We start from the raw sequence: 25,705 nt of genomic DNA, 5'->3' as shown, positions 1-25,705 counted from the left end.
GCAGGCCGCGCAGGAAGGCGGCGTCCTCGAACAGGTCGCCCGGGTAGTAGGCGCACAGCGACAGTTCCGGACACACCAGCAGATCCGCACCGTCCTCGCTGGCACGTTGCATGCGCGCGGTGATGGCGGCGACATTGCCGTCGAAGTCGCCCACGGTGGGGTTGAGCTGGGCAAGGGCGATGGTCAGCATGGTGTTCCTTCATTGGTTACGCTTGAAACCACTATCCTGCCTGAAATATGCCCAATCGTACTGATGCAATCGTGCAAGCCGTTGTCGGGTGCTTCAGTTGCGGACTACCGCGTCTTGCGCCAGGCCCGCAAGCGCGTGCGCGCATTCGCATACGGCGACGACGTATTGAACTGGATCATGCGTCCCATCGTGTAATGCGTGTTCCAGGGCTGGCCATACAGTTGCGCATCATCGTGCGCTTCGACCAGCGCCAGCAGCTGATTCTTGGCCACGTCCAGGCGCTGCAGCAAGGCGTCCATGCCCAGCTCAGCATAGTCGGCATAGAAGCGCTGCGCCAGTTTTCCCAGAGCGTTCCACGTGAAACCTTCGGCGGGAAAGGCAATGTCCTCGATGCGTCGCCCGTCACGCAACTGCGCGTGCCAGTGCAAGACCAGCACATTCCAGCCCAGCAGATACGCCAGCAGATCGCACACGCTCATGCGCGTGCCCTTGACGTGGCCTTCCAGCACGGGCGCCCGCGCCAGAGAGGGTGGCACCTGCGCCAGTTCCTGCAGCAGCTTGGCGTAGCTGCCGTCGATGGCGTCGATGAGTTCCTGCTTGCTGTTGGGGATGGCCATCAGGCCCCTTCCTTGACAGGCCGGCCCGCCGCCTGCCAGTGGTCGTAGCCGCTGTCGAGACGGCGCGCCGGCAAGCCGTGCTGGCGCAGGGCCGCCACAGCCTGCACGGACAGCACGCAATACGGTCCACGGCAGTAGGCGGCGATCTCCTGGTCGATGGGCAATTCCGCCAGGCGGCGCTGCAAGTCGTCGAGGGGAATATTGATCGCGCCGGGCAAGTGGCCGGCGGCAAATTCCTGCGCGGGGCGCACGTCGAGCACGGTGATGCTGGCCTCGTGCATGCGCGCGAACAATTCGTCGCCCGAGATCGCTTCCACATGGTCGCCCCGGCTCAGCGCCTGCAATTCGCTGCGCTGGTGCTGCGCATACACGTCCAGCGCAGCCAGCAACTGCACGATGGGGCCGCTACCCAGCCGGTACAGCACGCGCTTGCCGTCGCGCCGGGCCTGCACGAAACCGGCGCGTCGCAGCTGCTGCAAATGCTGGGAGGTGTTGGCCACGGACAAGCCCGTCAGCTCGACCAATTGCTCCACCGCATGCTCGCCGTGCGCGATCTGGCCGAGCAGGCGCAAGCGGGGTGCGCTGCCTAAAATTTGGGCAAACTCGGCGGGGGCGGTGAGGAGATCAATAGCAGCGGTTTTCATTGACACGATGCTAGCACCCTTATAACATTCAAGCAATTACTTGAATGAAGACGGGAGTAGCAATGCAAGCACTATGGATCGACGCGCTGGCCATCGGCGTGGGCGCCACGGCGGTGATGGATGTGTGGGCCGTGGCCTTGAAGCGCTTCTGGTGCATCCCCTCGCTGAATTACGCGATGGTGGGGCGCTGGCTCGGCCATCTGCCGCGCGGCACGTTCAGCCACACGGCCATCGGCCAGGCGGCGCCCGTGCGCGATGAAGCCGTGCTGGGCTGGACGGCGCACTATGCGATCGGCGTGCTGTTCGCGGCCGTGCTGCTGGCGCTGGCAGGGCAGGAGTGGGTAGAGGCGCCGACCTTCGCGCCGGCCCTGCTGGCCGGTGTGCTGAGTGTGGCGGCGCCGTTCTGCATCTTGCAGCCGGGCATGGGCGCCGGCCTGGCCGCCAGCAAGACGCCGCACCCGAACGCCGCCCGTGTGCGCAGCCTGATGGCGCACACGGCGTTCGGCATCGGCCTGTACCTGGCGGCGCTGCTGTGGTCGACTATCCGCTGACTTGCTGCTAACTAGCTCGTCAGCGGCGGCACAGGCGTCGGTGCCGCCGTGGGGGCCGGCGCCACGGCCGACATGACCGGCGCCTCGGGCTGCGCCGGCACAGTGCTCAGCACCATCGTGCTGGGCTTGGCGATCGAGATATGCGCGTCATCGAGGCGCTTGAGCAGCTCGAACAGCAGGGCGCTGCGGATGCCCGACGTCAGGCGCGGCGACGACGCATAGCCGGTGGCGTTGAACAGCAACAAGCCATTGTCGATGCCGTCCAGCTGCACGCTGGGCGCCGGCGTGTCGAGCACGTCGGGATTGTCGACAAAGGCGGACAGGATCAGCGCGCGCGCCGCCTGTGCATCCGTGCCCAGCGGCAGCGGCAGCTTGACTTGCACCAGGCCCAGCGGATTGGCCAGGGTCACGTTGCGCACCGTCTTGGTAATGAATTCCGAGTTCGGCACGATCACCGTCGAACGGTCGCCCAATTGAATTTCCGTGGCGCGCACATTGATGCGGCGAATGTCGCCTTCCACGCCGCCCAATGACACCCAGTCGCCCACCTTGACGGGGCGCTCGGCCAGCAGGATCAGGCCGGAAACGAAGTTCTGCACCACGGCCTGCAAGCCAAAACCGATACCCACTGACAAGGCCGACGCCACCCACGCGATGCGTTCGAGACCGATGCCGGCCGCCGACAGGGCCAGCGCCACGGCCAGCACGCCGCCGATATAGCCGAACAGGGTGATGAACGACACTTGCATGCCCGTGTCGAGATTGGTGGTCGGCAAATAACTGTTTTGCAGCCAGCGCTTGAACAGGCCCAGCGCGATAAAGCCCACCACCAGCACCAGCAGCGCCTGGATCATGGCGGCCGGGCGGATCGCCACTTCGCCGATGGCCAGGCCATCCTGCAGCTTGCCGACGCGCTGGAACAGCTCGCCCGGACCTTCGCCAAACGGCGCCAGCAGCAGCATCAGGGCCAGCAGCACGACGATGGCGCGGCCGATGCCCGACAGCAGCACGGCCGCCTGGTCGCGCGCCTTCGGCGTGGCCAGCACGGGATGGGCTGCGTCCGGCGGCGGCGGCGTCGAGGCCAGCAGCATGCAGATATCATCGACCAGCACCGTCAGCAGATAAGTGCTGCAGAGCACCACGATGACCCAGGCGATCTGCTTGGCGACAAAGCTACCGAAGGCCACGTAGCCGATCAGCAAGCTGATGACGCTCGACGCCAGCGCCAGCCACAGCAGCACCGTGACGCAACGCAGCCACAGCGGCGTGATCAGATTGGCGGGATCGGCCTCGCGCAACTGGCGCCAGCAGCGCTCGGCGCGCATCAGGCCATAGGCGATCGTCGTGCTCATTACCAGGGCGACGATGCAATTGACGGCCACGGCCGTCGACAGGCCCGCGTTGATGACGATGGTGACGCGCTCCGTCGCCCAGACCAGCACGACGATGAAGGAAAACATGGTGGGGAAATTGCGCATGCGGTGCGCCAGCGCATCGGGCAGCGGCAGCAAACGCCACGAGACGCGGCGCGGCGACAGCAGCGCGTGGCCCAGCCCGGCCGTAAAACCGGCAAAGCAGATGATGCCGATCAAGCTGCTGAGGAAAGTCGAGGTCTTCTCCGACAGGCTGCCATCCCAGCGCAGCCCCATGGCCAGCAATTCGGCCACCAGCCCCGGCGTGGCCAGCGCCAGCACGATGACGGCCAGCGCATGCAGCGAACGGCGCAGGCGGCCATGCGGCACGCGCGTGGACGTCACCACCAGCAGGTAGCGCGAAGCCCAGATGCTGATGCCGATGACAGCCACGATGGTGGCCAGCAAGCCGCCCCAGGCCGACGACGGCGTGGCGCGCGCCGCGTTCGCCAATTCCAGCTCCAGCGCCCGCAGGCGCTGCAAATTCTGCGGCAATTCGCCATGCAGCTGTTTCCAGAAGGAACCGGCAAGTATCGACGGCGTGCGTTCGCCCAGGCGCGCCTGCAATTGCGCGCGGCGCACGGTCGACACTTGCTCCGAGGCCTGCGTCGCTTCCACGGCCAGCAGGCGCGCCAGTTTCACCTGCGCATCGAGCGCGCTGCTGGTACGGTCCAGCTGGCTGCGCTGCGCCGCCACATCGGGCGCATCTTTCGTCCCCGCCGCCGGCGCCCCCAGCTCGGCCAGCCGCGCCTGCACGCTGGTGAGCGTGGGCGCCAGCGACTCGGCCACCTTGTCCGCCTCGGCGCTGGCCGCCAGCGCGTCGGCCTTCATCTGCGACAGGGTCGCGTCATCGAGTTCCGCCTCGCCATCGAGCGCCTTCTGGATGGTGGTAATTTGCTTGCGCAAGCCATCGAGGCGCTGGTCGGCCGTGGCCGCATCGTCGACGGGTTGCGACCAGGCGGAGGGGGTGGATAAGGAACAAGCCAGCAGCAGGCTCAATAGCAGCGGCAGCAGCCAGCCACGCCAGTGCGGGCGCGCGGCGCGGGGAAGGGGGGTACGAAAAGAAATCATGCAGTCCTATGGGCCAGGTGAGACGGTGGTATCCAGACGCCATCGTAGCGGCGGGCGCGGCGGTGCAATGCCGGCACACGGCCGGAACGATGGGAAGTACGGGAGTTGCTTAACTGTACGGCAAACAATGACAGACTAGCGCACTCCTGCGATGGATGACGGATATTTTCGTGCGGCAAGCAGAAACCGGCGCCGATTTGGAAGCAATCGGCGGCCGCCATCCGCGCGAGCACGCCAGCGCCCCTGCCCCGCGCAGGCAGCGTCCGGCGGAACGGCAGTGGCCATGGCGCTTGATAACAGAAATTTCCTCAAGACAATATATTTAATTATTGTTAAAATATTAAATTGTTAAATTATTCTGCAGAGAGACCAGAGCACCCATGACATTGCCAGTAAATCAAGCCGCGCAGCATTTACGCGCCGCCATCCGCGAGGCCACCGCCGGCCTGGTCGACCGCGAACAACTGGCCGAACTGATGATCCTGGCGGCCGTGGCGCGCGAACATCTGCTGGTGATCGGGCCGCCCGGCACGGCGAAGAGCGCGGTGGTACGCCGCGTGGCGCAAAGCCTGGGCGGCCAGTATTTCGAATATCTGCTGGGCCGCTTCACGGAACCGTCCGAACTGTTCGGCCCCGTCAACCTGAGCAAGCTGCGCCTGGGCCAGGTGGAGACCGATATCGCGGGCATGCTGCCGGAGGCGGAAATCGCCTTCCTCGACGAAGTCTTCCTTGGCTCGACGGCCATCCTCAATACCCTGCTGGGACTGCTGAACGAACGCCAGTTCCGCCGCGGCCATACGCGTATCGCATGCCCGCTGCGCATCTGCGTCGGCGCCGCCAATGCGCTGCCCGAGGACGAGGGCCTGGCGGCGTTCGCCGACCGCTTCCTGCTGCACGTGTTTGTCGAACCGGTGCCCGACAACCGCCTGGAGGATCTGCTGGCGGGCGGCTGGGCAGCCGGCCAGCACCAGGTGACGGCCATGCTCGACCTGTCCACTCTTGACGTGCTGAACCAGGCGGTGCCGCACGTCGACATGGAGGGCGTGCGGCTGGCGCTGGCGCAGGCGATCCGCCTGCTGCGCCAGGCCCAGGTCCAGCTGTCGGACCGGCGCATCGTCAAGGCGCAGCAGCTGATCGCCGCCGCGGCCGTGCTGGCCGGCCGCACGGCCGCCACCCGCGCCGACCTGTGGCCGCTGCTGTACGTGATACCGACGGCCGCTGGCCAGCGCAGTGCGCGCGAAATCCTGCGCGAGCTGCTGGCCGACGCCAGCCATCCGCTGTTGCACGCCGTGGTCGAACAAGCCGCGCAGCAGCCGATGGCGCGCCTGGCGCGCCTGGCCGAAAGCGCCGACCTGCTGCTGGCGAACACGGATGCCGCCGATGCCCGCCCGCGCATCGAGGCGCTGCTGCGCGAAATCGATGCCAATTTCGATGCCGCGCAACTGCCGGAACCACTGTTGCAGCGCCGCCAGCAGCTGGTCGCCGTGGCGAGCAACCCCTGATGCAGGCAATGGCATGGCAAGCGCGCGCCACTGCGCTGGCGCCGGCTGGCATGGTCGTGCCCGCCGCGCTGGCCACCACGCTGCTGGCGCGCCTGCGCACCGGCAAGCCGTTGCCAGCCTTGTCGGCGGTGGCGACGCGCGACCTGCTGGTGCTGCTGGGCGCGAACGATGCGCTGCCATGGGTCGACGGCGCGCGCTACTGCGCCCCGCATCCGCAGGCCCCCAATCTGTGGATGCCCACGCATCTGGAACCGGCGCTGCCGGTCGACCTGGTGCAAACCAATCTGCTCGCGCGCGCCGGCAGCAGCCCGGTACTGCTGTGGCACGCGCCGGAGCTGCTGCTGCCGCTGGCCGCGGCACAGGCGCTAACGCCGTCCCTGCTGGGCTGGCTCGCCGGGGAGCTGGCATGAGCTCGCTGCCGGCTGCACTCGAGCCGTGGGCGCCGTGGCTCACGCTGTTTCCGCCAGACCTGGCGCCCGCCGTCGGCGCGCTGCTGCTGCGCCTGCATCCGCTGCTCGGCAAACTCAGTACCGCCACCTTGGAGCGCGGCGCCGAACCGGCCGGCATCGGCAATATCGTGCGGCGCGGCCATTACGAGCGCCTCCTGATGACGCAGTGGGTATATGCCGACGCCGAGCCGGACGAATTCCTGCGCCGCGCCGCCAGCGGCGAACTGCTGTTCAACGGCCCCGAGCCGGCGGTGCACCAGCGCTCGCTGCGCAGCGTGGCGCTGTTCGACGCGGGGCCATCCCAGCTGGGCGAGCCGCGTCTGGCGCACCTGGCGCTGTTCATTTTGCTGGCGCGCCGCGCACAACAGGCTGGCGCCCAGTTCATCTGGGGCATCTGGCAGCGGCCGGGGGTGGTGCACGAGGACACCGGGCTGGAAGCGCTGCGCAGGCTGATCCAGTCGCGCACCCTGCTCGCAGCACCCGTTGACGCGAGTGCGCAGTGGCAAACCAGGCTTGGCGACGACCTGGCAGACTGCTGGCTGATCGGCGTTGCCGGCGAGGCCCCCAGGCAGGCCCGCGAACGGGTGGCGATCCGCCGCGCACTCGGTGGCAACCACCTGAATGTCAGCCTGCAGCAGCGGCATGACTACCGTACGCTGCAGCTGGAACTGCCCGACGCGCCGACAGGCGTGCGCCTGCTGAGAAAACCATTTGCGCCGCTCGCCGCAGCGGGCGTGATCCACCATCGGGGCCACATGCCATCGCGCGCACAGGCGCCGCGCTTCGCCAGTGGCGGCCACCTTGTATGCCTGCCGCAACTCCATGGCGGTGCGGTCGTCTATCAGGTGCCGCCATCGGCGTCCGCCAAGCCGGGCAAGCCGCGCGTCATCGCCGCGCCGAAGCATGGCGCCATCCTTGCCGCAGGCGTGTTCAAGCCGGCGCTGTCCTGTATCACTTCGGCCGGCGGGACGCTGGCTTTTCACAACTTCCCCGGTCCGCTGTTTTCCAGCAAGCCAGTCATGTGCGACCGGCCGCCGCGCGAACAATTCCATGCGCCGCCCGGCATGGGGCGATGGCTGCAAGTGTTCTATCTGCTGGCGCACCACACCGTCCATCGCCACGAACACGTCGTTGTGCTCGATACCAAACGACGGCTGGTCTGCTGGCAGGCCGCCCCGGCAGCATCGCACAAGGAAGCCTCCACGGTGTCCTTCCGCCCCGTGCTCGATGACGTGATCGGTGCGGATCAGCTGGGCGACTCGCTGTATATCGCCTGTGCCGATGGCGATGGCGTGCAGCTGTATCACTGGCACCGCCAGAATGCCACCCCGCACAAGATGCAGCGCATCGCGCAACAAGGCAGCAGGCTGCTGCATGGCGCCTTGACAGGCGAGCATGCCGGGCACAGCGGTAACCTGCTGGCGATCAACACGGGCACGAACCGCTGGTGGGTCGGCAGTCACGCCAAGGGCGAGGTGATGGACATCGACGACAAGGCCAGCGTGCTGGGCGTGGCCATCAGCCAGAAACACCCCCATCCCGGCCTGGTGGTGCTGCATCCGGGCCGCCGCCGCATCGAATTGCGGGTCGGCGCGCAACGCTACGAACTGGCTACCTCGCCAGAACCGATACAGCAAGCCAGCATGGATCCGGCCAGCGCGCGCATCGCCTGGATCACGGCCAAGAGCAGCACCCTCGTCGTGCGCCATATCGATGACGAGCAGTCGCTGCTGCAAATTTCCTGCGATCGAGATATTGATGAGTCATAAAGTACGCCGCCCCCTGCATGACGGCATGCAGCTGGTGCATGCGCTGTGGTTTGACCTGGCCCTGCTGGGCGAGGCCGAGGCGCGTCGCCGCGTGCTGCGGCACTGGGCGCCGGGCGCGCGCCTGCACGCGGTGCACGAGGGATTCCTGCTGTTGCTGGCGACGCCGCGCTACGGCCAGTGCGTCGCGCTGGACGGCCTGCCGCTGTGCGAACAGGACGGTATCCTCAGCAGCGCGCCGCTGGCGGCGGACGAACGGGCGGCCACGCCCCCGTCCGGCATCTGGCTGGTGCGCGCGGCACAGGCGCAATTGATCAGCCTTGCGGCGGCGCCGCGTCTCGATCCGGCCGCCTGGCTCGACCTGGGCGCGATTGCCCTGCATGCACCGTTGCGGCCGCCGCCAGTCGCGGCCACTGCCACCAGCACGGCCTTGCTGGAAACCTTGCCCGTGCGCGACATTTTCGCCGGCGCACTGGCAGCGCCCAGTGCCAAACGCGAAGCGTTCCTGCGCCAGATGGACAAGGCGCAGCACGGCGGCAAAGCCGCGCGGCGCGGCGCCGGTATCGCGCTGGCCGTGGCGGGCGTGGCGGCCACCGTGCTGGGTGCCATACCGCTGGGCTTGATCAAGCTGTTCGGCGGCGGTAAGCAGGCCCCCGCCGAACAAGCGGAAGGCGGACGGCAACAGGCACCGCCATCGGCGCTGCAGCAACGCCTTGCCGCGCTGGCGGCCCGGCTGGCGATCATGACGCGCGCCTCGAAGGTGATCGGCTGGCAACAGGCCGCCTATCTGCGCAAGATGATGGCTCTGCTGGACCAGGGCGACGTGCAGGAAGCGCTGCGCCATGCGATCCCGCTCGACAGCCTGTCGCCAGCGCGGCGTCCCGCCTTCGGCACGCCGCGTCCGCGCACCAGCCTGGAAATCTCCGGCCCCGGCCAGGCCGGCACCGCCATCAGCATCGGCGGCGAGCTGGAGCAGTACTTGCGCGGCACCTACCGCGCCACCTTCGAGCGGCTCGACCGTCAAGGCAGGATCGACGAAGCCACCTACGTGCTGGCGGAACTGCTCAAATGCGGTGGCGAGGCGGTCGACTATCTGGAGAAAAAGGGCCGCATCAAGCAAGCGGCGCAACTGGCGGAAACCATGGAACTGGCGCCGGAAATCGCCGTGCGCCTCTGGTGCATGGCGGGCGACGTCGAACGGGCGGTGAAGCTGGCCCGGCTCGGCCAGGCATTCGCTGCGGCGGTCCAGCTGCTGGAACGGCGCCAGAGTCCGCAAGCAGCGGCGATGCGCCTGCTGTGGGCCGAGGACCTGGCCTGGCGCGGCCAGCTGAGCGAAGCGGCGGAAGCCGTCTGGCCATTGCCGGATCAGCGCGACAAGGCGCTGGCATGGCTGCTGGAAGGCGAACGCACGGGCGGCGTGCTGGGCATGCGGGCGCTCCTCAAAAAGCTGGCCTTGCTGCCCGCCAGCCTGGCCGACAGCGAAGCGGCCGTGCTGCAGCTGCTTGACGACGACAGCGACGACGGCGCGCAGCAACGCATGCGTCTGGCCACGGAGTTGCTGGCGCTGTCGCCGCATTCACCGGCCACCCGGCGCGTGGCGGCGGCACTCCTGCGCCCCCTGCTGGCCGACCGCATGGCCACACGTATCGACTTCGACAAGAAATCACTGAGCAAGCTGCTGGCACTGTCCCAGGACGCCGTCCTGCAAGCCGACCTGCCGGCACTGACAGTGCCGCAGATGGAGCAGTCCCATGAGCTGAGCAAGCGCTACGAACCCGTGCGCGTGCACCTGGCCGAACGCGGCCTGTTGACCATCCATGATGCGCGCCGCCTGCCGGACGGCCATTACCTGCTGGCGCTGGGCGAGGGCGGCGTGGTGCGCATCGACCGGCATGGCCGGCAACTGGCGCAATTTTCCGTACCGGCGACGCGGCTGGTGATGGCGGCCGGCGGACAGCGCGCGCTGGCGCTGGTGCAGCGCGACCGCCTGTGGCGCGTCAGCCGCCTCGACCTGATCGCGCGCAAGGTATCGGACTGGATCGTCGAACCGCTGCGCTTCTGGGCCGACAACTATGACGGCCTGGTGTGGAACGCGGTGATCGGCAACTGCCTCGTCGCCATCGACACCAGCAAGGACCAGCTGGCCGTGAGCTGGCAAGTGGCCGACTTGCCAGGGCAGGTGATCGCCTTCCAGGAAGAACGCGGCTCGCAAACCTTGCTGCTGGCGTCGGCAAACGACCTCCAGCAGTGGCGCTATGAATTGCCCGCGCGGCGCCTGCTGCAGCGCGACAGCTTCCCGCCGCCACACGATGCCGTGCTGGCGTTGCTGCCGCATAGCATGCGCGACGCGCCAACCCTGGTGCGTGCCCTGCACGAAGAAGGAGCGATATCTGTGCAAGTGCATCACGGCGGCGCCACCGCGCCGATCACGCTGCCATTGCGCGTCATTCTCTCCGCCCCCGAGCTGAGCCAGACCGCAGGGTTGCTGCTGCTGCGCAGCTATCCCGACGACGGCACTACCCTGGAATGCCTGGTGGCCGATGGCAGGACGGGCGCCACCTTGGCGCAATTGCGGCTGGACGAGTGCCAGGCGGCGCGCGTGCATGTCAATGACGATCACCTGCTGCTATTCGACGCTGCTGGCCGGCTGGTCGATATCGACTGCGAAAACAGCCAGGTGCATACCTTGACGCTGGCGTAAGTGCGTGGCGGGGGAATCGCAGATCCGGACAAGGTGGCAGGCACGCCGTCCCGGACGACGCACCGGGACGGCATATCAGGCGCCTGCTAGGAAAGCTCTCGTCGGATGATGTCCGCGCCGGCGCTGAGCGCATTCAACTTGCCGCGTGCTACCTGACGCGACAAGGGCGCCATGCCGCAGTTGGTGGAAGGATAGAGCTTGTCGGCATCGACAAAGCGCAGCGCTTTGCGCAGGGTGTCGGCCACTTGCTCCGGGGTTTCAATGGTATTGCTGGCCACGTCAATCGCCCCCACCATCACTTTTTTTCCACGAATCAGTTCAATCAGGTCGATGGGCACGCGCGAGTTGTGGCATTCCAGCGAAATGATGTCGATATTCGATTTCTGCAGCTTCGGGAAAGACTCTTCATATTGGCGCCACTCGGAGCCCAGCGTGTTCTTCCAGTCCGTATTGGCCTTGATGCCGTAGCCATAGCAAATGTGCACGGCCGTTTCGCATTTCAACCCTTCGATTGCCCGTTCCAGGGTGGCAATGCCCCAGTCATTGACCTCGTCAAAGAATACGTTGAAGGCGGGTTCGTCAAACTGGATGATGTCGACGCCGGCCGCCTCCAGTTCGCGGGCTTCCTGGTTCAGGATCTTGGCAAATTCCCAGGCCAGTTTTTCGCGGCTCTTGTAATGGTTGTCATACAGCGTATCGATCATCGTCATGGGACCGGGCAGCGCCCATTTGATCGGCTGGCTGGTTTGCTGGCGTAAAAATTTGGCGTCGTCGACAAACACCGGCTTCGGGCGGCTTACGGCGCCGACAACTGTCGGCACGCTCGCATCATAGCGGTCACGAATCCTGACGGTCTCGCGTTTATCAAAATCCACGCCGCTCAGATGCTCGATGAAGGTAGTGACAAAATGCTGGCGGGTCTGCTCGCCGTCGCTGACGATATCGATGCCTGCGTGCTGCTGCTCCTGCAGTGACAAACGCAAGGCATCCTGTTTGCCCTCGATTAATTCCTCGTCCTGTAATTTCCACGGCGACCAGAGTTTTTCAGGTTGGGCCAGCCAGGAAGGTTTGGGCAAGCTGCCGGCGGTTGAAGTAGGCAATAATTTTTTCATGATGAATGATGTCGTGTAGGTAGGTGAATCAGAGAGCGTAATTCGCAGCCCATTGCTCAAGAATTTGCTTGTATGGCTTGATGAAATGCTCTTCCGTATATTTGCCCTGCTTGACAGCCAGCTGGCTGCGCTCTTCCCGGTCATAGACAATTCGCGTCAAGGAGTAATCCTGGTGCTTCAGGCTAGGCTGATAGCATTTCCCCGCGGCGGAATTGGCGTTGTAAATCTCGGGCCGATAAATCTTTTGAAATGTCTCCATCGTGCTGATGGTGCCGATCAGCTCAAGATTCGTGTAGTCGGCCAGCAGGTCGCCGATAAAATAAAAGGCCAGCGGTGCGGAACTGTCCGGCGGCATGAAGTAGCGCACCTGCAGCCCCATCTTCTCGAAATATTGATCCGTCGGCGAAAATTCATTTTGCTGATACTCGACGCCCAGTACCGGGTGCTGATTTTCAGTCCGGTGATAGACCTTGCTGCTCGAGGCGCTGATGCAGATGACCGGCGGCTTGCTGAAGCGCTGTTGGTAGGCAGGCGACTTGACGAAGTGCTTGAACAGCTTGCCATGGAAATCGCCGAAATCCTCGGGTGTGCCAAACGTGGATTGATTATTGTTGTGCTCTGGCAGCAGCACGCTGAAGTCGTAATCGCGCACGTACGAGGAGAAGTTATTCCCCGCGATGCCGTCGATGCGTTCGCCGGTTTTTTTGTCGATGATATTTGGTTTCAATATCTCGATCAGCGGAATATTGCCGCCTTCGACATCGATATTCAATTCGACGGAAATGATTTCAAGCTCGACAGCGTAGCGGTCGCCCTTCGGATTATCCCAGTGCGCCAGGCTGTTGAAACGGTTGTCGATCATCCGCAGGGTATTGCGCAAGTTCTCCTGGCGGCTCGCTCCTCTGGCCAGATTGGCGAAGTTGGTCGTCAGGCGCGTGCTGTCCGATGGATGATAGTTTTCATCGAAAACAATGCTCTTGATGCTGAATACAAAATCTTTGCTCATGGTGATCGGGTGTCCTGATTTCTGCGAATAGATGAATAGTGCGTATTGGCGTGTTAAAAATGCGGACTAAGCCGCGAGCAATTCCTCGGCGGTATCAGGTCTGGCATGACGTGGCAAGGCAAGCAGCGGCAAAGCGCGCTGGACCGCCAGCGTGGCGCGCTCGAGCAGGGCCGCGTCCTGCAGACGGTAATTGAGGAAATCCTTGTCCGTCGCATAGACCCCCAGCGGCAATGTGCGGGCCTGGAAAAAGCTGAACAGCGGCCGCAACTGGTGGTCGATCATCAGCGCATGGCGCTCGCTGCCGCCAGTGGCCGCCAGCAGGACGGGCGTGTCGATCAAGGCATCCTGGTCGATGAAGTCGAAGAAGTGCTTGAACAGCCCTGTGTACGCGCCGCGGTAGACGGGCGTTGCCACCACCAGGATGTCCGCTTGCTCGACGGCGGCGAGTTCCCGCTCCACCGTGGCGGGCAGCTGGGAGCGCCACACGGCGCCGGCCAGCTGCGGCGCGAGCGGCCCCAGTTCGACCAGGCGCTGCTCGCACGGGACGGCGTCGGCGATCAGCCCCATCAAGTGCTCTGCCAGGGCGGCCGCCTTGGAAGGGCGTTGCAGCCCGCCGGATACCGCGACTAAACGCAAGGGACGTGTCATTGTTGCTTTCATATCGATGGATGCGCGAGGGCGGGAATTGCCGACAGCAAGGAAGTGCATGATAGCGGCGGGGATCGATGAAGTATAATGGTCTTATTTCATACATCCATGAATATGGCTCATTCAAATGCTTGAACGCATCCACCTCAGCATCGTCCAGCAAGTCGAGAAACAAGGGTCGTTGACGGCCGCAGCCAGCGTGCTGCACCTGACCCAGTCGGCCCTGAGCCACAGCATGAAGAAGCTGGAACAGCAACTGGGCACCGACGTCTGGCTGCGCGAAGGACGCAACCTGCGCCTGACGCAGGCCGGCCAGTATTTGCTGGCGGTGGCGAACCGGGTGCTGCCGCAGCTGGACCTGGCCGAAGAGCGCCTGGGCCAGTTCGCGCAGGGCGAGCGCGGTGCGCTGCGTATTGGCATGGAATGCCACCCGTGCTACCAGTGGCTGCTGAAAGTGGTGTCGCCCTATCTGGCCGCCTGGCCCGACGTGGATGTGGACGTCAAGCAGAAGTTCCAGTTCGGCGGGATCGGCGCGCTGTTCGGCTACGAGATCGACCTGCTGGTCACGCCCGACCCGCTGTACAAGCCGGGCCTGAAGTTTGAACCCGTGTTCGATTACGAGCAGGTACTGGTGGTGGCCAAGGGCCATGCGCTGGCGTCGACCGCCTATGTGAAGCCCCAGCAACTGACGCAGGAAGTGCTGATCAGCTACCCCGTGGACATCGAGCGCCTGGACATCTACAACCAGTTTCTGTTGCCGGCCGGTGTCACGCCCAAGCGCCACAAGGCCATCGAAACGACCGACATCATGCTGCAGATGGTGGCCAGCGGCCGTGGCGTGGCCGCCCTGCCGCGCTGGCTGGTCGAGGAATATGCGGCCAAGATGGACGTGGTGCCTGTGCGGCTGGGTCTGCACGGCATCGTCAAGCAGATCTACCTGGGAGCACGCGAGACGGACACGGCCATAGACTACGTGAAGGCCTTCATCGCGCTGGCGCGCCAGCCTGCCAGCGCTACTGCGCAGTAAAGCGATGCTCAGCCCCTTGATGCCTCCCGCTCAGCCCTGGCCCGCGCGCGACATCACGCACGCCTGTTCGCTGGAAGTCAGCACGAAGGATATTGCGGCCTTGAGCGCGGCGGCGTCGCGGATCGTGCCCGGTTCCACGATTGCCATTCCCTACCTTCCACGCGAGGACGACGACGCGCGGCTGGCTGCGGCGCGGGCCGTGCGCAAACTCGGCTTTGAGCCCATGCCGCACTTGTCGGCGCGCCGTATCGCTTCGCGCGCCGGGTTTGAGTCATTCGTCACGCGCGCGGCCGCCGAAGCGGGCGTCGAGCGCTGCTTCGTCATCGCCGGTGATCCATCCACGCCGGTGGGGCCGTTTTGCGACAGCGCATCGCTGATCGACACCGGCGTTTTCGAGCGCGCGGGCATGCGGGTGATCGGCGTGGGGGGCCACCCGGAAGGCCATCCGGTGATGAGCAAGGCAGAACAGTGGGATGTACTTGAACGCAAGTGCCGCAGCATCAGCGCGCGCGGCATGGCGCCCCTGATCGTCACGCAATTCGCGTTTGATGCCGACATCGTGTTGACGTGGCTGACAGCGCTGCGCGCGCGTGGCATGCACCATCGCGTGCGCGTATGGAATTACAGCGCGATACGCAACGGGAACGCCTGTTTTACATTGATTTCTTGGCATTTTTTGTCGGCCAGGTTGCGCGCAAGGACTTGGTGAGCCGTTTCGGAATCAGTGAACCCGCCGCCACAAAGGACCTGTCACTTTATGCAGAGATGGCCCCATCAATGTTGGAATATGACCTACGGCAACGCTGCTATGTCTATGCAGGCGGCACGCCACTTTTCACGCATGATGTTGACCAGTCGCTGTATTCCCTGTCTGGGGAGCGCGCAATTGCGCTCAATTCGGAGCATGCCAAGCGGCTGTCGAGCAGCGTACAGTCTTCAATAAAAAGGAAAGTGCCGGTAAGCCTTGTTGCTGCGCTTACCCGTGCCATGTATCAACGCAGGCAGATTTCCGCAACCTATGTGTCACTTGAAAGCGGCGCAAATGAGCGCACTCTGTCGCCAGCAGCATTGGTCCATGATGGTCTGCGTTGGCACATTCGATGTTTCAACCATGCGAAGGGAAAGTTCAGGGATTTCAATCTCGCGCGCTTCCATGAGGTAGCCGAAAATGGTCCTTCGGAAAAGTCGATAGACCAAGATCCTGAATGGACCAAGGAAGTAGCAGTTGTCCTTGGGCCTCACCCAAAAGCAGAATATCCAGAAACTATCCGATTCGACTATGACATGGAAGGCAATACCAAGATCGTTGCCATGAGCCTCTGCCTGGTGCCGTACTTCTTACGGCATTGGCATGTCGACACAACACCGACTGGCTCGAAAAACCCGAAAGAACATCAACTATTTCTTCTGAATCGACAGGAGCTAATTGATCAAGAAGTCGCGGGTTGGGTGTTCGACGCTGGCGTCGCCCACGAAACGCCGTTCACTGCTCGCGTCGAATAGACAGACTCTGAAAGTTCCACCTTTCCGAGAAGATGAATGGCGACAGGTCCCTAGTCGTAACTCTCATGGACAACTCGCTCAATCGCCCTATAAGCGGATTTTTTATAATTTTGATAATTACTAGCTATTGACATCGTAGATGACACCAATCGTAGACTAGCAAGTGAGAAATGGCCGTCGCTTGGAAGTGGCTCAGTAACTCCGTCAATAACCACCGCCTGCACCTCTTCGATACCATTTGTGAAGCAATAGTGGAGGCGTGCCGCACCCTCAATTAAGACAAGTGATCCCGAATGTCGCTCTAGAACAGGCGGAGTGACAATAGAACTTCCTCCGTCTGCGAGCTGTACTGACGTCGCTCCGAATAGCTTTTGCTCTCGCTCCAACAAATCCGTCAGAAAGTAACGTGCTTGAAGTGCCTTGTACTCTTTCACTCTTTTTTGCATAACAAAAATATCCCGAGTTACTTGAACGTTCTGAATCGTAATCGTCGCCCGAGCATACGCTGGGATCTGACGAAGACGGCTGATCAGGTTGCTTTCGTCGCGGGTGCCATACTCCAATGTAAGCGGCGTTCTCTTCCCTAATGATAGGTAGGGCTTAGCGTGACTAGCTAACATGCTGAGAATAGCCGGATCATTGTCCGTTGTGTATAAGCGTACATTTTCGGATTCGTAGCGGGATTTGTTTTGCGCATCTGAGGGTAAGTGAGTAAGAATTGCACTCGCTCGACTCGTTCCTAAATCAAACGCAAATCCAGTAAAAGGCAGGTTTCCCGTTGTTTCCTGGACTAGTACTCCTAGTAACTTTAGCAACTTCCTACGACGTTCCTCCTGTTCCTGGAAATCAGAGTGCAACTGCTTAACAGGCGAGACGACCATCGCTAAAGATATTCCACGGCGCAGTAACAGCAACAAACTTGGAAACACGTGGTCTAGCCAATATGTGTCAGAGCCCATCAGCACCAATGTTTTAGCACACGATCGCATCTGATGCACAACCAGCAGCATCTGCTCATCGAATCCACGAAATTCCTGCGCAGCCGAGTCATGACGTATCGAATTGAGCTTTTCCTTCTCGATAAAACTTCTCACTCCGATCATTCCTCGCTCGTAAAGAAAGCGCTTACTCTTCATATCGATGCGATCAAAATCTGTTGAACTAATTGACCCAGTCTTGATCTGCACGGGGTAGACATTTGGCTGTAGCTGTAGTTGAATTTCGGATGCACTGTCAATGACAGTCGCACTCATTCGGAGGGCGAAGTCCTTAAGGTCCTGAACCGGCTTGCTCCGAGTATCATCTTCTACAAGTCTAAACGCGAGAATGCGCGTGAGAACGTCACGTTCGTCGCTAGTCTGACTTTGCTTATTTAAGACATATGCAGGAAGATTGGATACCGCACCTCCATCAAGAAAAATGGAAGCCCCTGCCGGCGCTGGCTGAAAAAAGAAGGGAATGCTGCAGGAGTATCGGACAGCTAACGTTACGCTCTCCTCCGCAGTCGTACTTGAAGACCAAATTTTAGGTTGGCCATTAGAGAAGTCAGTTGCGACGACGTGCAGCGGTAAAGGCAATTCTGAGAACAGGACAGGCTTTTTGTTGATGGAATTGTTTCCCCGCAAAAGCTCGACCAGTCTTTGTTCAATCCAATCCCCAAGGCGCTTCGAGTCGTATAATCCTCCATATGTTGCTACATTTGCTAATCGTCGCATATCGCCCCAAGTAAAAGGTTTCAACACACGTGCCCAAAACGGCAATTTTTTTTCGAAAAAGATATTTTTTTTTGACGGCTGATCAAGCAACGGCAAGAAATCTAACTCCTGCAGATGTTGCCGAAGATACGCGGGAGTCGCGCCCGCAGCGACGAGTGCGGCAACGATCGAGCCACCGGAGGTTCCTGCCACCCGACTGAATGTGACCCCAGCTCTTTTCGCAGCAGCGTAAGCGCCAGCATGGGCTGCCGCTCGAACACCGCCGCCTTCGAACACTCCCCAGCAATGAAAGAAGAGTTCTGTCTTGGGCCGTCCCCCCATAGCTCCTTGACGGATACGCGCAAGCAATTGCAACGTGCTGGTCCTAAGCTCCACTGGACAGTAGACGTGTATCGCTGCCTGGACCTCTTTCGCCGTCGCATTGTTCTCACATACATCTTGGATAAAATCACATACTGTTTCCGAAAGTATGAGGTCAAGTTTGGTCGCAAGGATGACCGCACGTGCCGCTTGGATTTTTGGCTGCGCAACCTCATCAGCCATAAAGTCAAGGATACTTGATTTTAGAGCGATGCCAGCCCCCAAGTCCATGATGGAAGGCATTCCGTGGCATTGAGAGGGGAAGAATACCAGAGCATTGACGCCGTAATCTGCCGTTGTCGGAAGCGCATCAAACGTCGCATGCCGATTCTGACGTTTGAACAGGAAAGTATTATGTAAATTCCAAGCCTCCAATGGCATCAACCTCCCGCGAATCCCAACACCACCAAATGGATTCGCGAGCGCGTCCTTTGGGAAAAACTCCGCTACGTGCCGCTCGCTGTCAACTACGAAATCAATGTCACGCGACGAGACCTCTTTACCGTGTAAAAACTCAAGCAATCTGTCTCGAGCCCATCCGCCAAAAACGACCATTTTTTCGTTAGCAGCACTAATCTTCGTTAGAATTTCAAATAGCGTTGGGTCTTGCAAAAGAAGCTCATTGAATGCCTTTTGCATTGCTTGCGCAGCGGCATCTAACGTAGATTTATCAAGTGAAATCGCACTCGGCCGTTGTCGCTCTGACGGTAGCTGGACAGTCTCAATCATTTTTCTTGTACTCACACTTCAAAATCAAATTCCAATCAATGCGGTCCCGATCTGAGAAAATCGGATGGCCGAAGAATATTCCCGCCCTCGCAATAGGGTCTACAAAAGGATTCATTTTACATGTTGCCGAACGGAAAACACTCACCAACTGTCACAATATCACTAGTCTTGTTGTAAATTAATATTTTCATCTGATCAACGACATATAAGCTCTGCTCCATATTGCTAGATGATGACGTCACCTCGCTGGGAAGCGGAGTGTTTTTGAGCTGCGGGGCGCAATGCAACGGTAGAAAGTCGTAAGTCTGGTTGCCCGGATTGTCGGCCGTGTACACCAGCACATGACGCAGCCCGGCCTAGGAAGCTACAGCAGTTGGCAAGTCCCCTGCGCGCTCTACACCGGCAAGTCGTCAACCTGTTTTGTGCCAAAGCGAAGCCCTGGTTGACGTTGATTCACGGCGCCCCCGAGAAATCGAGATATTGGAGATCAGCGAGTGGGCAAAAACGACGCGCTTGAATTCGGCGACGTCCCGCCGATATGTGCCGCGCTCGGGCGACGAAATGACTAGTTGAATTTGTGTCCACAATTGCATTTGTGGGCCCAATTCTTTGGGCACCCCATTCGACAATGTAGGTATTGGATCAGCTCGCCCAGACGTGATTGATGAGACACTTATGATAGTTCATGAAAAATGATTCTGATTTTCAAGAAGCATGCTATCTTTGCAAGCAACATTGAGACTTACAATCTGAAGGATACCAATAATGACTATGGACTGGAAATTACTTACGTCCGCCAAAAGGCTTGGTCGCGAAACAACGCCAAGTGCTGCTGATGCACGATCTGAATATTTGAAGGACTGGGACCGGATTGTGTATTCCAGTGCATTTCGGCGGCTCCAAGACAAGACCCAAGTCTTTCCGTTAGCGGAAAGTGACTACGTTCGTACCCGTCTGACACACAGCATTGAGGTGTCATCTGTGGGGCGTTCTCTCGGGACGCTGTGTGGAGCTTATATTTTGGAAAGTGAGCGTGATCTCGACATTGGCTCTCAAGATTTCGGAAGTATTGTCGCGGCAGCGTGCTTAGCGCATGACATCGGAAATCCACCTTTTGGACATTCCGGAGAAGATGCGATCCAGTCTTGGTTTTCGCTCAAAGGAGAAGAGTATCTGGGGGAGCTGTCGGATGCGGAGAAAATGGATCTCTGTAAATTTGAAGGAAATGCACAGGGTTTCAGACTTATTACTCGGTTACAGAACGCGATTAATCGCGGTGGATTCCAGCTTACCTATGCTGTACTGTCTTCATATGCGAAATATCCTCGTGGCTCAGATATGCCCCATGCTTTGAAGACCAATATCAGTGAAAAAAAATTTGGTTACTGTTCCCAGGATGCTGGCAATTTCGAGTCCGTAGCGATAGGAACGGGGTTGATCAAAAAATCGAATGGTGTTTACGCGAGGCATCCTCTAGCGTTCCTCATGGAGGCTGCAGACGATATTTGCTATGGTATCGTCGACCTGGAGGACGGACATCGCCTTGGTAGAGTATCCTTTACAGAAACGCATGATTTATTGTGGCCAATTGCTTTCCCTACTGGACAAGAACCAAGCGCTTCATACACATCTCTCGACGATAATGCTGGAAAAATTGAGTATTTGCGTGCACGATCTATCGGAAATTTAATCAACGCAACGGTCGATGTATTTAAATTAAATTACGCGGCGATCATGCAAGGAAAATTTGAGAGTGCTTTGGTAGAAAGTTGCAAATTCTCCAACGATCTCGAAAAGATACTTGTTCTATCTCGAGCGCGAATTTATACAACGCCTACAGTACTTCAGATCGAGGCTGCAGGCTATGAAATACTTGGTGGACTTCTTACGAAGTTGGTACCAGCTTTACTTGCGCCAGCTAATGAACGATCAAATGCTCAAAAGAAAATCGTTCAGATAGTGCCAAAGCAATTTACGTTGGGCAACTCCGCTTACGAACGACTAATGGGCGCAACCGACTATGTTTCAGGTATGACAGATTCATTTGCACTCACCTTATTTCGGCGTTTAAACGGAATTGAATTGCCAGGAAGTTCAATTTGATTCAAATAAATTAAAGCGTCATAGGTATAGCCTTCAGGCAGAGGCACTTGCAGAAGTGGATCTTCAAGCTCATACCGCGCAAGTGAAGGCTGGATACATTGAAGATATCCCTGAGCAAGCTCCTGCGGTAATTTCTCTTAATATGTGAGCAGCAAGTGCTTGCGTCATGGAATTTATCGCTCGTGCCTATCCTTTCCGGCATAATCAAATGCAAAATTTGCGTGTACTAGATTTATGCTCGCCGAGGGCATAGAAGAGTTCATCGGCGAGGCCGAATTTCAGGTCAATTTTGCGCCTGAACTTGGTAGAGGTGCACGCGAGCCATTGCTAGGCTTACCCGCGCTGGCTGCTCCGAGGCTGGAAGCGGGGCAATGAATTGGCGAATTTGGTGGCTCAAACTCAAGGAAGCATTGCTCCCTCACGCCAACTACAAATGCTTAACTCCAGCGATCTACCGGAGCGTTTGCCCGCGCGTGACCTTGTGCTCCTAATCGAAAGTAGTGAACTGTGGCGTATTGGTATGGCTTGCCTATGTGGTTGCAAACAGCAGATTGATTTACCTCTCATAAAAGAGGTAAGACCAAGGTGGGAGGTGAGTGTCCATAAAAACGTCGGCCAACTTTTCTTCCTTCGGTCTGGCTGAAAGACGGTTGTTGTTCACACTTTTACGTGCGTGGAGGTAAGGTCATATCGGCATAACACTGGCAGTTAATATTCAATATTCTTCAATGAATCAGTTTTCCATAAATCTAGTTTGTAAATTCGCTTCACATACAAAGGCGGTCACATGCAGAAGATTGGACAGGAAATAATTTTTTCGCCGACCGACCTCTCGGTCTTTGTCGAAAGCCCATTTGCTAGTTGGATGACGAGGTCCGAGCTGGAAAACCGAGATGATGCAGTTCCTCGTGACCCACCGGATGGTTTGATGACTCTTCTTGCGGATCGGGGGATCGAGCATGAAAGAGCTAAGCTAGAGGAGTTCCGGAAGCAGGGGCTCAGCATTATAGAAATTGCCACGTCGGGGTCTGTCAGTGATCGAATAAAGGCTACCGCAGTTGCGCTGCAAAGCGGTGCAGATGTCATTTATCAAGCGTACCTCTCCCTGCCTCCTTTTGCTGGCGTCGCTGACTTCCTATTGAAGAGCTCAGGTGATTCGACGCTAGGTGATTGGCATTATGTCGTCTGGGATACAAAGCTATCGTCAGTAGTGAAGCCTACTTATCTCCTTCAGACATGTTGCTATGCTGAGATGTTGGCAGGCGTCCAAGGCATCGTGTCTGGAACTCTAACCATCGCGCTTGGAAATGGGACTGATGAAGTGTTCCGAACTGCTGATTTCATGTCTTACTATGAATGCACGAAGGCCGAATTTCTCGCGGTGCAAGCTTCGTTTAACGCATTAGACCAGCCGGACCCCGCTAATTCGCGCTCTTGGGGTAATTGGTCGAACTATGCGAACGAATTGCTTACCGAACGTGACCATCTAATTCAGGTCGCGAATATCGGAAGAAGCCAAATAATTCGGCTTAATACGGCAGGAATTTTCACTATGCGGCAACTGGCGGAGTTGTCGGCTAGCGACGACATAAAAGGTATCGCCAGTCCTATGCTTGCAAGGCTACGAGCACAGGCCGCCATCCAACTTAGCAGTTTGGGTTTGGACAAGCCTTTATATGAGATTCGCGACATTCCTGGACAAGGACTCGCATTGTTACCTCCTCGTTCATCAGCTGATATTTTTTTCGATATTGAAGGATTTCCACTTGAAAAAGGTGGGCTCGAATATCTATGGGGAAGCTCGTATTTTGAGGGCGAGCAGCGACAATTTATCGATTTTTGGGCCCACAACGGCGAGCAGGAAAGAAAATGCTTCATCGATTTTATAGAGTGGGCATATGCGCGTTGGATTGAAGATCCCTCTATGCACATCTATCACTACGCCAGCTATGAAATTACGGCATGCAGGAAGCTGATGGGCCGTTATGGAGTTTGCGAAATGGAAGTGGATCAACTTCTTCGCAACGATGTCTTTGTTGATCTGTACAGGATCGTCAAGGATTCGCTGTTACTTGGCGAGCCACGCTACTCAATTAAAAACGTGGAGCATCTGTACCGATCAAAGCGAAGTTCTGATGTTGCCACAGGGGGTGACTCTGTAGTGGTATATGAGAAATGGCGTACAGAGTTCGCTAACGAACATCCAGGTGAAACACCTTCACAGGATGCATGGAAGAACTACGCCGACCTCTCAAATATACGAGATTACAATAAGGATGACTGTGATTCGACACAGGAACTTGCCGCCTGGCTACGCATACAGCAAAAAGAATTGAGCATCGCATATACGGGAAAGGCGGAGATTGTTGCTGCGCCTGAATCTGAAGCGTTAACAAACCTGATTCAGCTACGCGATTCATTGCTTGCGCGATCCACCTATGATATGGCAGCGAATTTAGATGAAGCAAACGTAGCTGAGACCTTGGCTTGGTTACTTGAGTTTCATCGCCGCGAGAGCAAACCGGTATTCTGGCGATTGTTCGATCGGCGTACAAAAAATGAGCATGAACTTTTTGACGACCTGGATTGCATTGCTGGGTGCGAACGAACAGTACGTCCGGCCTATAAACACGCGCCAAAAGATCGAAACCTAACGTATGAATACAAGTTTGACCCTGCTCAGGAATGTAAGGGGCAGCGAGGGAAGTCTTATATTCTTGAGCAAATCGATAATAGCAAAGTTGATGTTGTTAGTATTGATACCTCTTTGGGTATTGTTTGCATAAAGGCGGCGCAAGAACCTCTTGCCCGCATTACGCTTATTCCAGATGAATATATAAGCCCAAATCCGATTCCAAGTGCAATTGAAGCAGTCGCATCCCGATTTTTCACCTCACCTGAGAGTCTAGGGGCAATCCTTGATTTTCTTCAACGAAAACTTCCTCGCATTGCTGGCATTGAATTAGGTAGCGCCATTACAGTCGATGATCGGGCGAGCGGCCGTTTGGACTCCATTATTGCTGCAGTAGTTGGTATGCAGGATACATGTCTCACAATACAGGGTCCGCCAGGAACAGGTAAGACCTATACTGCATCGCATGTCATCGCCCAATTAATGAAAAATGGAAAAAGGGTAGGGATCAGCAGTAACAGTCATAAGGCGATTAACAATCTGTTGATGGGAGCCGCCCAAGTATGTGCGGATCAAGGCATTACAGCGAAATTCGTATGTACCTCTAATACGGATGAAAAGCTCAATGAGTTAGGCGTTTCCATCACCGAAAACAAGGGGCTGGCGGCTTGTGTTTCGGCTTCGTGTGTCATAGGAACGACCGCGTGGGGTTTTTGCCGAGAGGATCTAGAGCAACAGTTTGACTATCTATTCGTGGACGAGGCAGGCCAGGTCAGCGTCGCAAATCTTGTAGGGATGAGTCGCGCGACTCGTAATATCGTACTTATAGGAGATCAGATGCAGTTAGGACAGCCGACGCAAGGTAATCACCCTGGGGAAAGCGGGATGTCAGCACTTGATTACTATATGGGTACGCAAGCCACAATTCCAGATAATCAAGGAATTTTTTTGGGCGTGACCTGGCGCATGCATCCAGAAGTTAATCAATTTATTTCTGATGCAATTTACGAGGGAAGGTTGAATGCAGCAGAAGGCAACGAGCGCCAAATAATTCTAGTTCCAGATGATTATGCTGGGGTACTAAGGAGCGAGGCTGGCATCGTAATCGTACCCATTGAGCATCGTGGAAATACTCAGGGAAGTGATGAGGAGGCGGATGAAATTGCTCGCCTCACACAAGAACTCATTGGACGCACGATGATAAAAAAGAATGGCTCCGAAATGCCGGTTGGGTGGAGTGATATTCTCTTTGTTGCCCCATATAATTTCCAAGTGAATAAACTCAAGGAACGTCTAGCCGTACTGCCAGGGGGACACGCAGCACTTGTTGGAAGTGTGGACAAGTTCCAAGGACAGGAGGCGGCTATAGTATTTGTATCTATGTGTAGCAGTGATGCAAACGAGTCCGCAAGAGGCTTGGATTTCTTATTCGACGAGCGACGTCTCAATGTCGCGGTATCCCGGGCAAAGTGCCTAGCCGTGGTAGTTATGAATCCGTCACTTGCCACTACGAGAGTTTCGAGCCCAAATCAAATGAAAAAGGTAAATGTGCTTTCACGACTTTCTTTAACTCGATGAGCGCTGGCGACGAAAAATTGTTGATAAACTCGCCATCGACAAGTACAAGGCGAGCTTTAGAAACATATCCTATCGTTCGTCGATTCGGCAAAATTCTGACATTAGTCCGCGACCAATGAGTATCACAATAATGATGTCAGGGATTAGCCTGTTTGCAGACATGAACACGAACAATGCCGGGGCTGTTACCTGAGCTTTAGCACCGTAGGCTTCGCTTTGCTTGAGGGACTGCATAAAATGCTAGGTCTCAGTTTTGTACCTGACTGGCTGATGCGGCTATCGCAGGTCACTGGTGCGGTTTGCGCCTTCTATCCCGGGCTGAGCGGGCCTTTTGTCTGGGAACATCAAGACAGGCAAGCGGCCCTCGACCAACTTTATTAAAGCCCGAC

General features: G+C 58.3%; 18 protein-coding genes and 2 pseudogenes. 12 read left to right on the top strand and 8 right to left on the bottom strand.

All coding sequences use genetic code 11. The annotated features are described in order from the left end of the window. Positions 1–52 precede the first annotated feature (52 nt). The 3 genes and pseudogenes from ACQ4WR_RS13080 to ACQ4WR_RS13070 all read right to left on the bottom strand — a co-directional run. Positions 53–190: pseudogene (locus ACQ4WR_RS13080) on the bottom strand (nitrilase-related carbon-nitrogen hydrolase); the annotation flags it as partial. Positions 191–294: 104 nt separating this feature from the next. Further along, on the bottom strand, positions 295–807 hold the full coding sequence (locus tag ACQ4WR_RS13075; RefSeq protein ID WP_436487702.1) for a ClbS/DfsB family four-helix bundle protein: 513 nt from the start codon (positions 805–807) through the stop codon (positions 295–297). Then, entirely contained in the window at positions 807–1,451 is a 645-nt protein-coding gene (locus ACQ4WR_RS13070; protein WP_436487700.1) for an ArsR/SmtB family transcription factor, read from the bottom strand. Before ACQ4WR_RS13070 ends, ACQ4WR_RS13075 begins: the two co-directional genes overlap by 1 nt. 62 nt (positions 1,452–1,513) lie before the next feature. On the opposite strand from ACQ4WR_RS13070, the gene ACQ4WR_RS13065 reads away from it, so the two are divergent. Continuing rightward, positions 1,514–2,002, top strand: a complete 489-nt coding sequence (locus ACQ4WR_RS13065; RefSeq protein WP_436487698.1) for a DUF2938 domain-containing protein — start codon at positions 1,514–1,516, stop codon at positions 2,000–2,002. A gap of 11 nt (positions 2,003–2,013) precedes the next feature. Here the strand turns inward: ACQ4WR_RS13065 and ACQ4WR_RS13060 are convergent, their stop codons facing one another. Then, positions 2,014–4,485 (bottom strand): DUF3772 domain-containing protein, encoded by a 2,472-nt coding sequence (locus ACQ4WR_RS13060; RefSeq protein WP_436487697.1) that lies wholly within the window; start codon positions 4,483–4,485, stop codon positions 2,014–2,016. A 380-nt stretch (positions 4,486–4,865) separates the two neighbouring features. Here ACQ4WR_RS13060 and ACQ4WR_RS13055 point away from each other — a divergent pair, with 380 nt between their 5' ends. From ACQ4WR_RS13055 to ACQ4WR_RS13040, 4 genes are read left to right on the top strand one after another with little or no spacing between them, the layout of a single operon-like run. Beyond that, a complete protein-coding gene (locus tag ACQ4WR_RS13055) occupies positions 4,866–5,987 on the top strand; it encodes an AAA family ATPase (RefSeq protein WP_436487695.1) in 1,122 nt (373 codons plus the stop codon). Further along, positions 5,987–6,397, top strand: coding sequence for a bpX5 domain-containing protein (locus ACQ4WR_RS13050; protein ID WP_436487693.1), 411 nt, complete (start codon positions 5,987–5,989; stop codon positions 6,395–6,397). The genes ACQ4WR_RS13055 and ACQ4WR_RS13050 overlap by 1 nt, the downstream gene beginning before the upstream one ends. Further along, positions 6,394–8,205 (top strand): hypothetical protein, encoded by a 1,812-nt coding sequence (locus tag ACQ4WR_RS13045; RefSeq protein WP_436487691.1) that lies wholly within the window; start codon positions 6,394–6,396, stop codon positions 8,203–8,205. Before ACQ4WR_RS13050 ends, ACQ4WR_RS13045 begins: the two co-directional genes overlap by 4 nt. Continuing rightward, on the top strand, positions 8,195–10,903 hold the full coding sequence (locus ACQ4WR_RS13040) for a bpX6 domain-containing protein (RefSeq protein ID WP_436487689.1): 2,709 nt from the start codon (positions 8,195–8,197) through the stop codon (positions 10,901–10,903). Before ACQ4WR_RS13045 ends, ACQ4WR_RS13040 begins: the two co-directional genes overlap by 11 nt. A gap of 86 nt (positions 10,904–10,989) precedes the next feature. On the opposite strand, the gene ACQ4WR_RS13035 is transcribed toward ACQ4WR_RS13040, so the two are convergent. The 3 genes from ACQ4WR_RS13035 to msuE form a co-directional block, all read right to left on the bottom strand. After that, positions 10,990–12,015 (bottom strand): methionine synthase, encoded by a 1,026-nt coding sequence (locus ACQ4WR_RS13035; RefSeq protein WP_436487687.1) that lies wholly within the window; start codon positions 12,013–12,015, stop codon positions 10,990–10,992. A 28-nt stretch (positions 12,016–12,043) separates the two neighbouring features. Further along, complete coding sequence (locus ACQ4WR_RS13030; protein ID WP_436487685.1) at positions 12,044–13,021, bottom strand: DUF1852 domain-containing protein; 978 nt, start codon at positions 13,019–13,021, stop codon at positions 12,044–12,046. A 66-nt stretch (positions 13,022–13,087) separates the two neighbouring features. Continuing rightward, the gene (gene msuE, locus ACQ4WR_RS13025; RefSeq protein WP_436487684.1) at positions 13,088–13,669 is read right to left on the bottom strand and encodes an FMN reductase; all 582 of its coding nucleotides are present in this window, start codon (positions 13,667–13,669) and stop codon (positions 13,088–13,090) included. Between the two features lie 127 nt (positions 13,670–13,796). Here msuE and ACQ4WR_RS13020 point away from each other — a divergent pair, with 127 nt between their 5' ends. The 3 genes from ACQ4WR_RS13020 to ACQ4WR_RS13010 all read left to right on the top strand — a co-directional run bounded on the left by ACQ4WR_RS13020 (position 13,797) and on the right by ACQ4WR_RS13010 (position 16,199). After that, complete coding sequence (locus ACQ4WR_RS13020; protein WP_436487682.1) at positions 13,797–14,696, top strand: LysR family transcriptional regulator; 900 nt, start codon at positions 13,797–13,799, stop codon at positions 14,694–14,696. Positions 14,697–14,796: 100 nt separating this feature from the next. Then, positions 14,797–15,405, top strand: coding sequence for a methylenetetrahydrofolate reductase (locus ACQ4WR_RS13015; protein WP_436487680.1), 609 nt, complete (start codon positions 14,797–14,799; stop codon positions 15,403–15,405). Further along, positions 15,312–16,199 (top strand): BrxR family transcriptional regulator, encoded by an 888-nt coding sequence (locus ACQ4WR_RS13010; RefSeq protein ID WP_436487678.1) that lies wholly within the window; start codon positions 15,312–15,314, stop codon positions 16,197–16,199. The genes ACQ4WR_RS13015 and ACQ4WR_RS13010 overlap by 94 nt, the downstream gene beginning before the upstream one ends. A 50-nt stretch (positions 16,200–16,249) precedes the next feature. Here ACQ4WR_RS13010 and ACQ4WR_RS13005 read toward each other — a convergent pair whose 3' ends face one another. Continuing rightward, a complete protein-coding gene (locus ACQ4WR_RS13005; protein WP_436487676.1) occupies positions 16,250–19,003 on the bottom strand; it encodes a patatin-like phospholipase family protein in 2,754 nt (917 codons plus the stop codon). A gap of 765 nt (positions 19,004–19,768) precedes the next feature. Here ACQ4WR_RS13005 and ACQ4WR_RS13000 point away from each other — a divergent pair. The 4 genes and pseudogenes from ACQ4WR_RS13000 (at position 19,769) to ACQ4WR_RS12985 (ending at position 25,316) form a co-directional block, all read left to right on the top strand. Then, a complete protein-coding gene (locus tag ACQ4WR_RS13000) occupies positions 19,769–21,106 on the top strand; it encodes a deoxyguanosinetriphosphate triphosphohydrolase (protein WP_436487674.1) in 1,338 nt (445 codons plus the stop codon). Between the two features lie 433 nt (positions 21,107–21,539). Beyond that, on the top strand, positions 21,540–21,749 hold the full coding sequence (locus ACQ4WR_RS12995) for a ubiquitination-like system serine protease family protein (RefSeq protein ID WP_436487840.1): 210 nt from the start codon (positions 21,540–21,542) through the stop codon (positions 21,747–21,749). Beyond that, positions 21,731–21,805 (top strand): annotated as a pseudogene (locus ACQ4WR_RS12990) (DUF6527 family protein); the annotation flags it as partial. The gene ACQ4WR_RS12995 and the pseudogene ACQ4WR_RS12990, both read left to right, overlap by 19 nt. Positions 21,806–21,893: 88 nt before the next feature. Then, on the top strand, positions 21,894–25,316 hold the full coding sequence (locus ACQ4WR_RS12985) for a TM0106 family RecB-like putative nuclease (protein ID WP_436487673.1): 3,423 nt from the start codon (positions 21,894–21,896) through the stop codon (positions 25,314–25,316). Positions 25,317–25,705: the final 389 nt, after the last annotated feature.

Source organism: Janthinobacterium amylolyticum (assembly GCF_051380655.1).
Lineage (GTDB): Bacteria > Pseudomonadota > Gammaproteobacteria > Burkholderiales > Burkholderiaceae_D > Janthinobacterium.
Note: the sequence above shows the minus strand (reverse complement) of the source record. Positions and strands in the feature narration are given on the sequence as shown.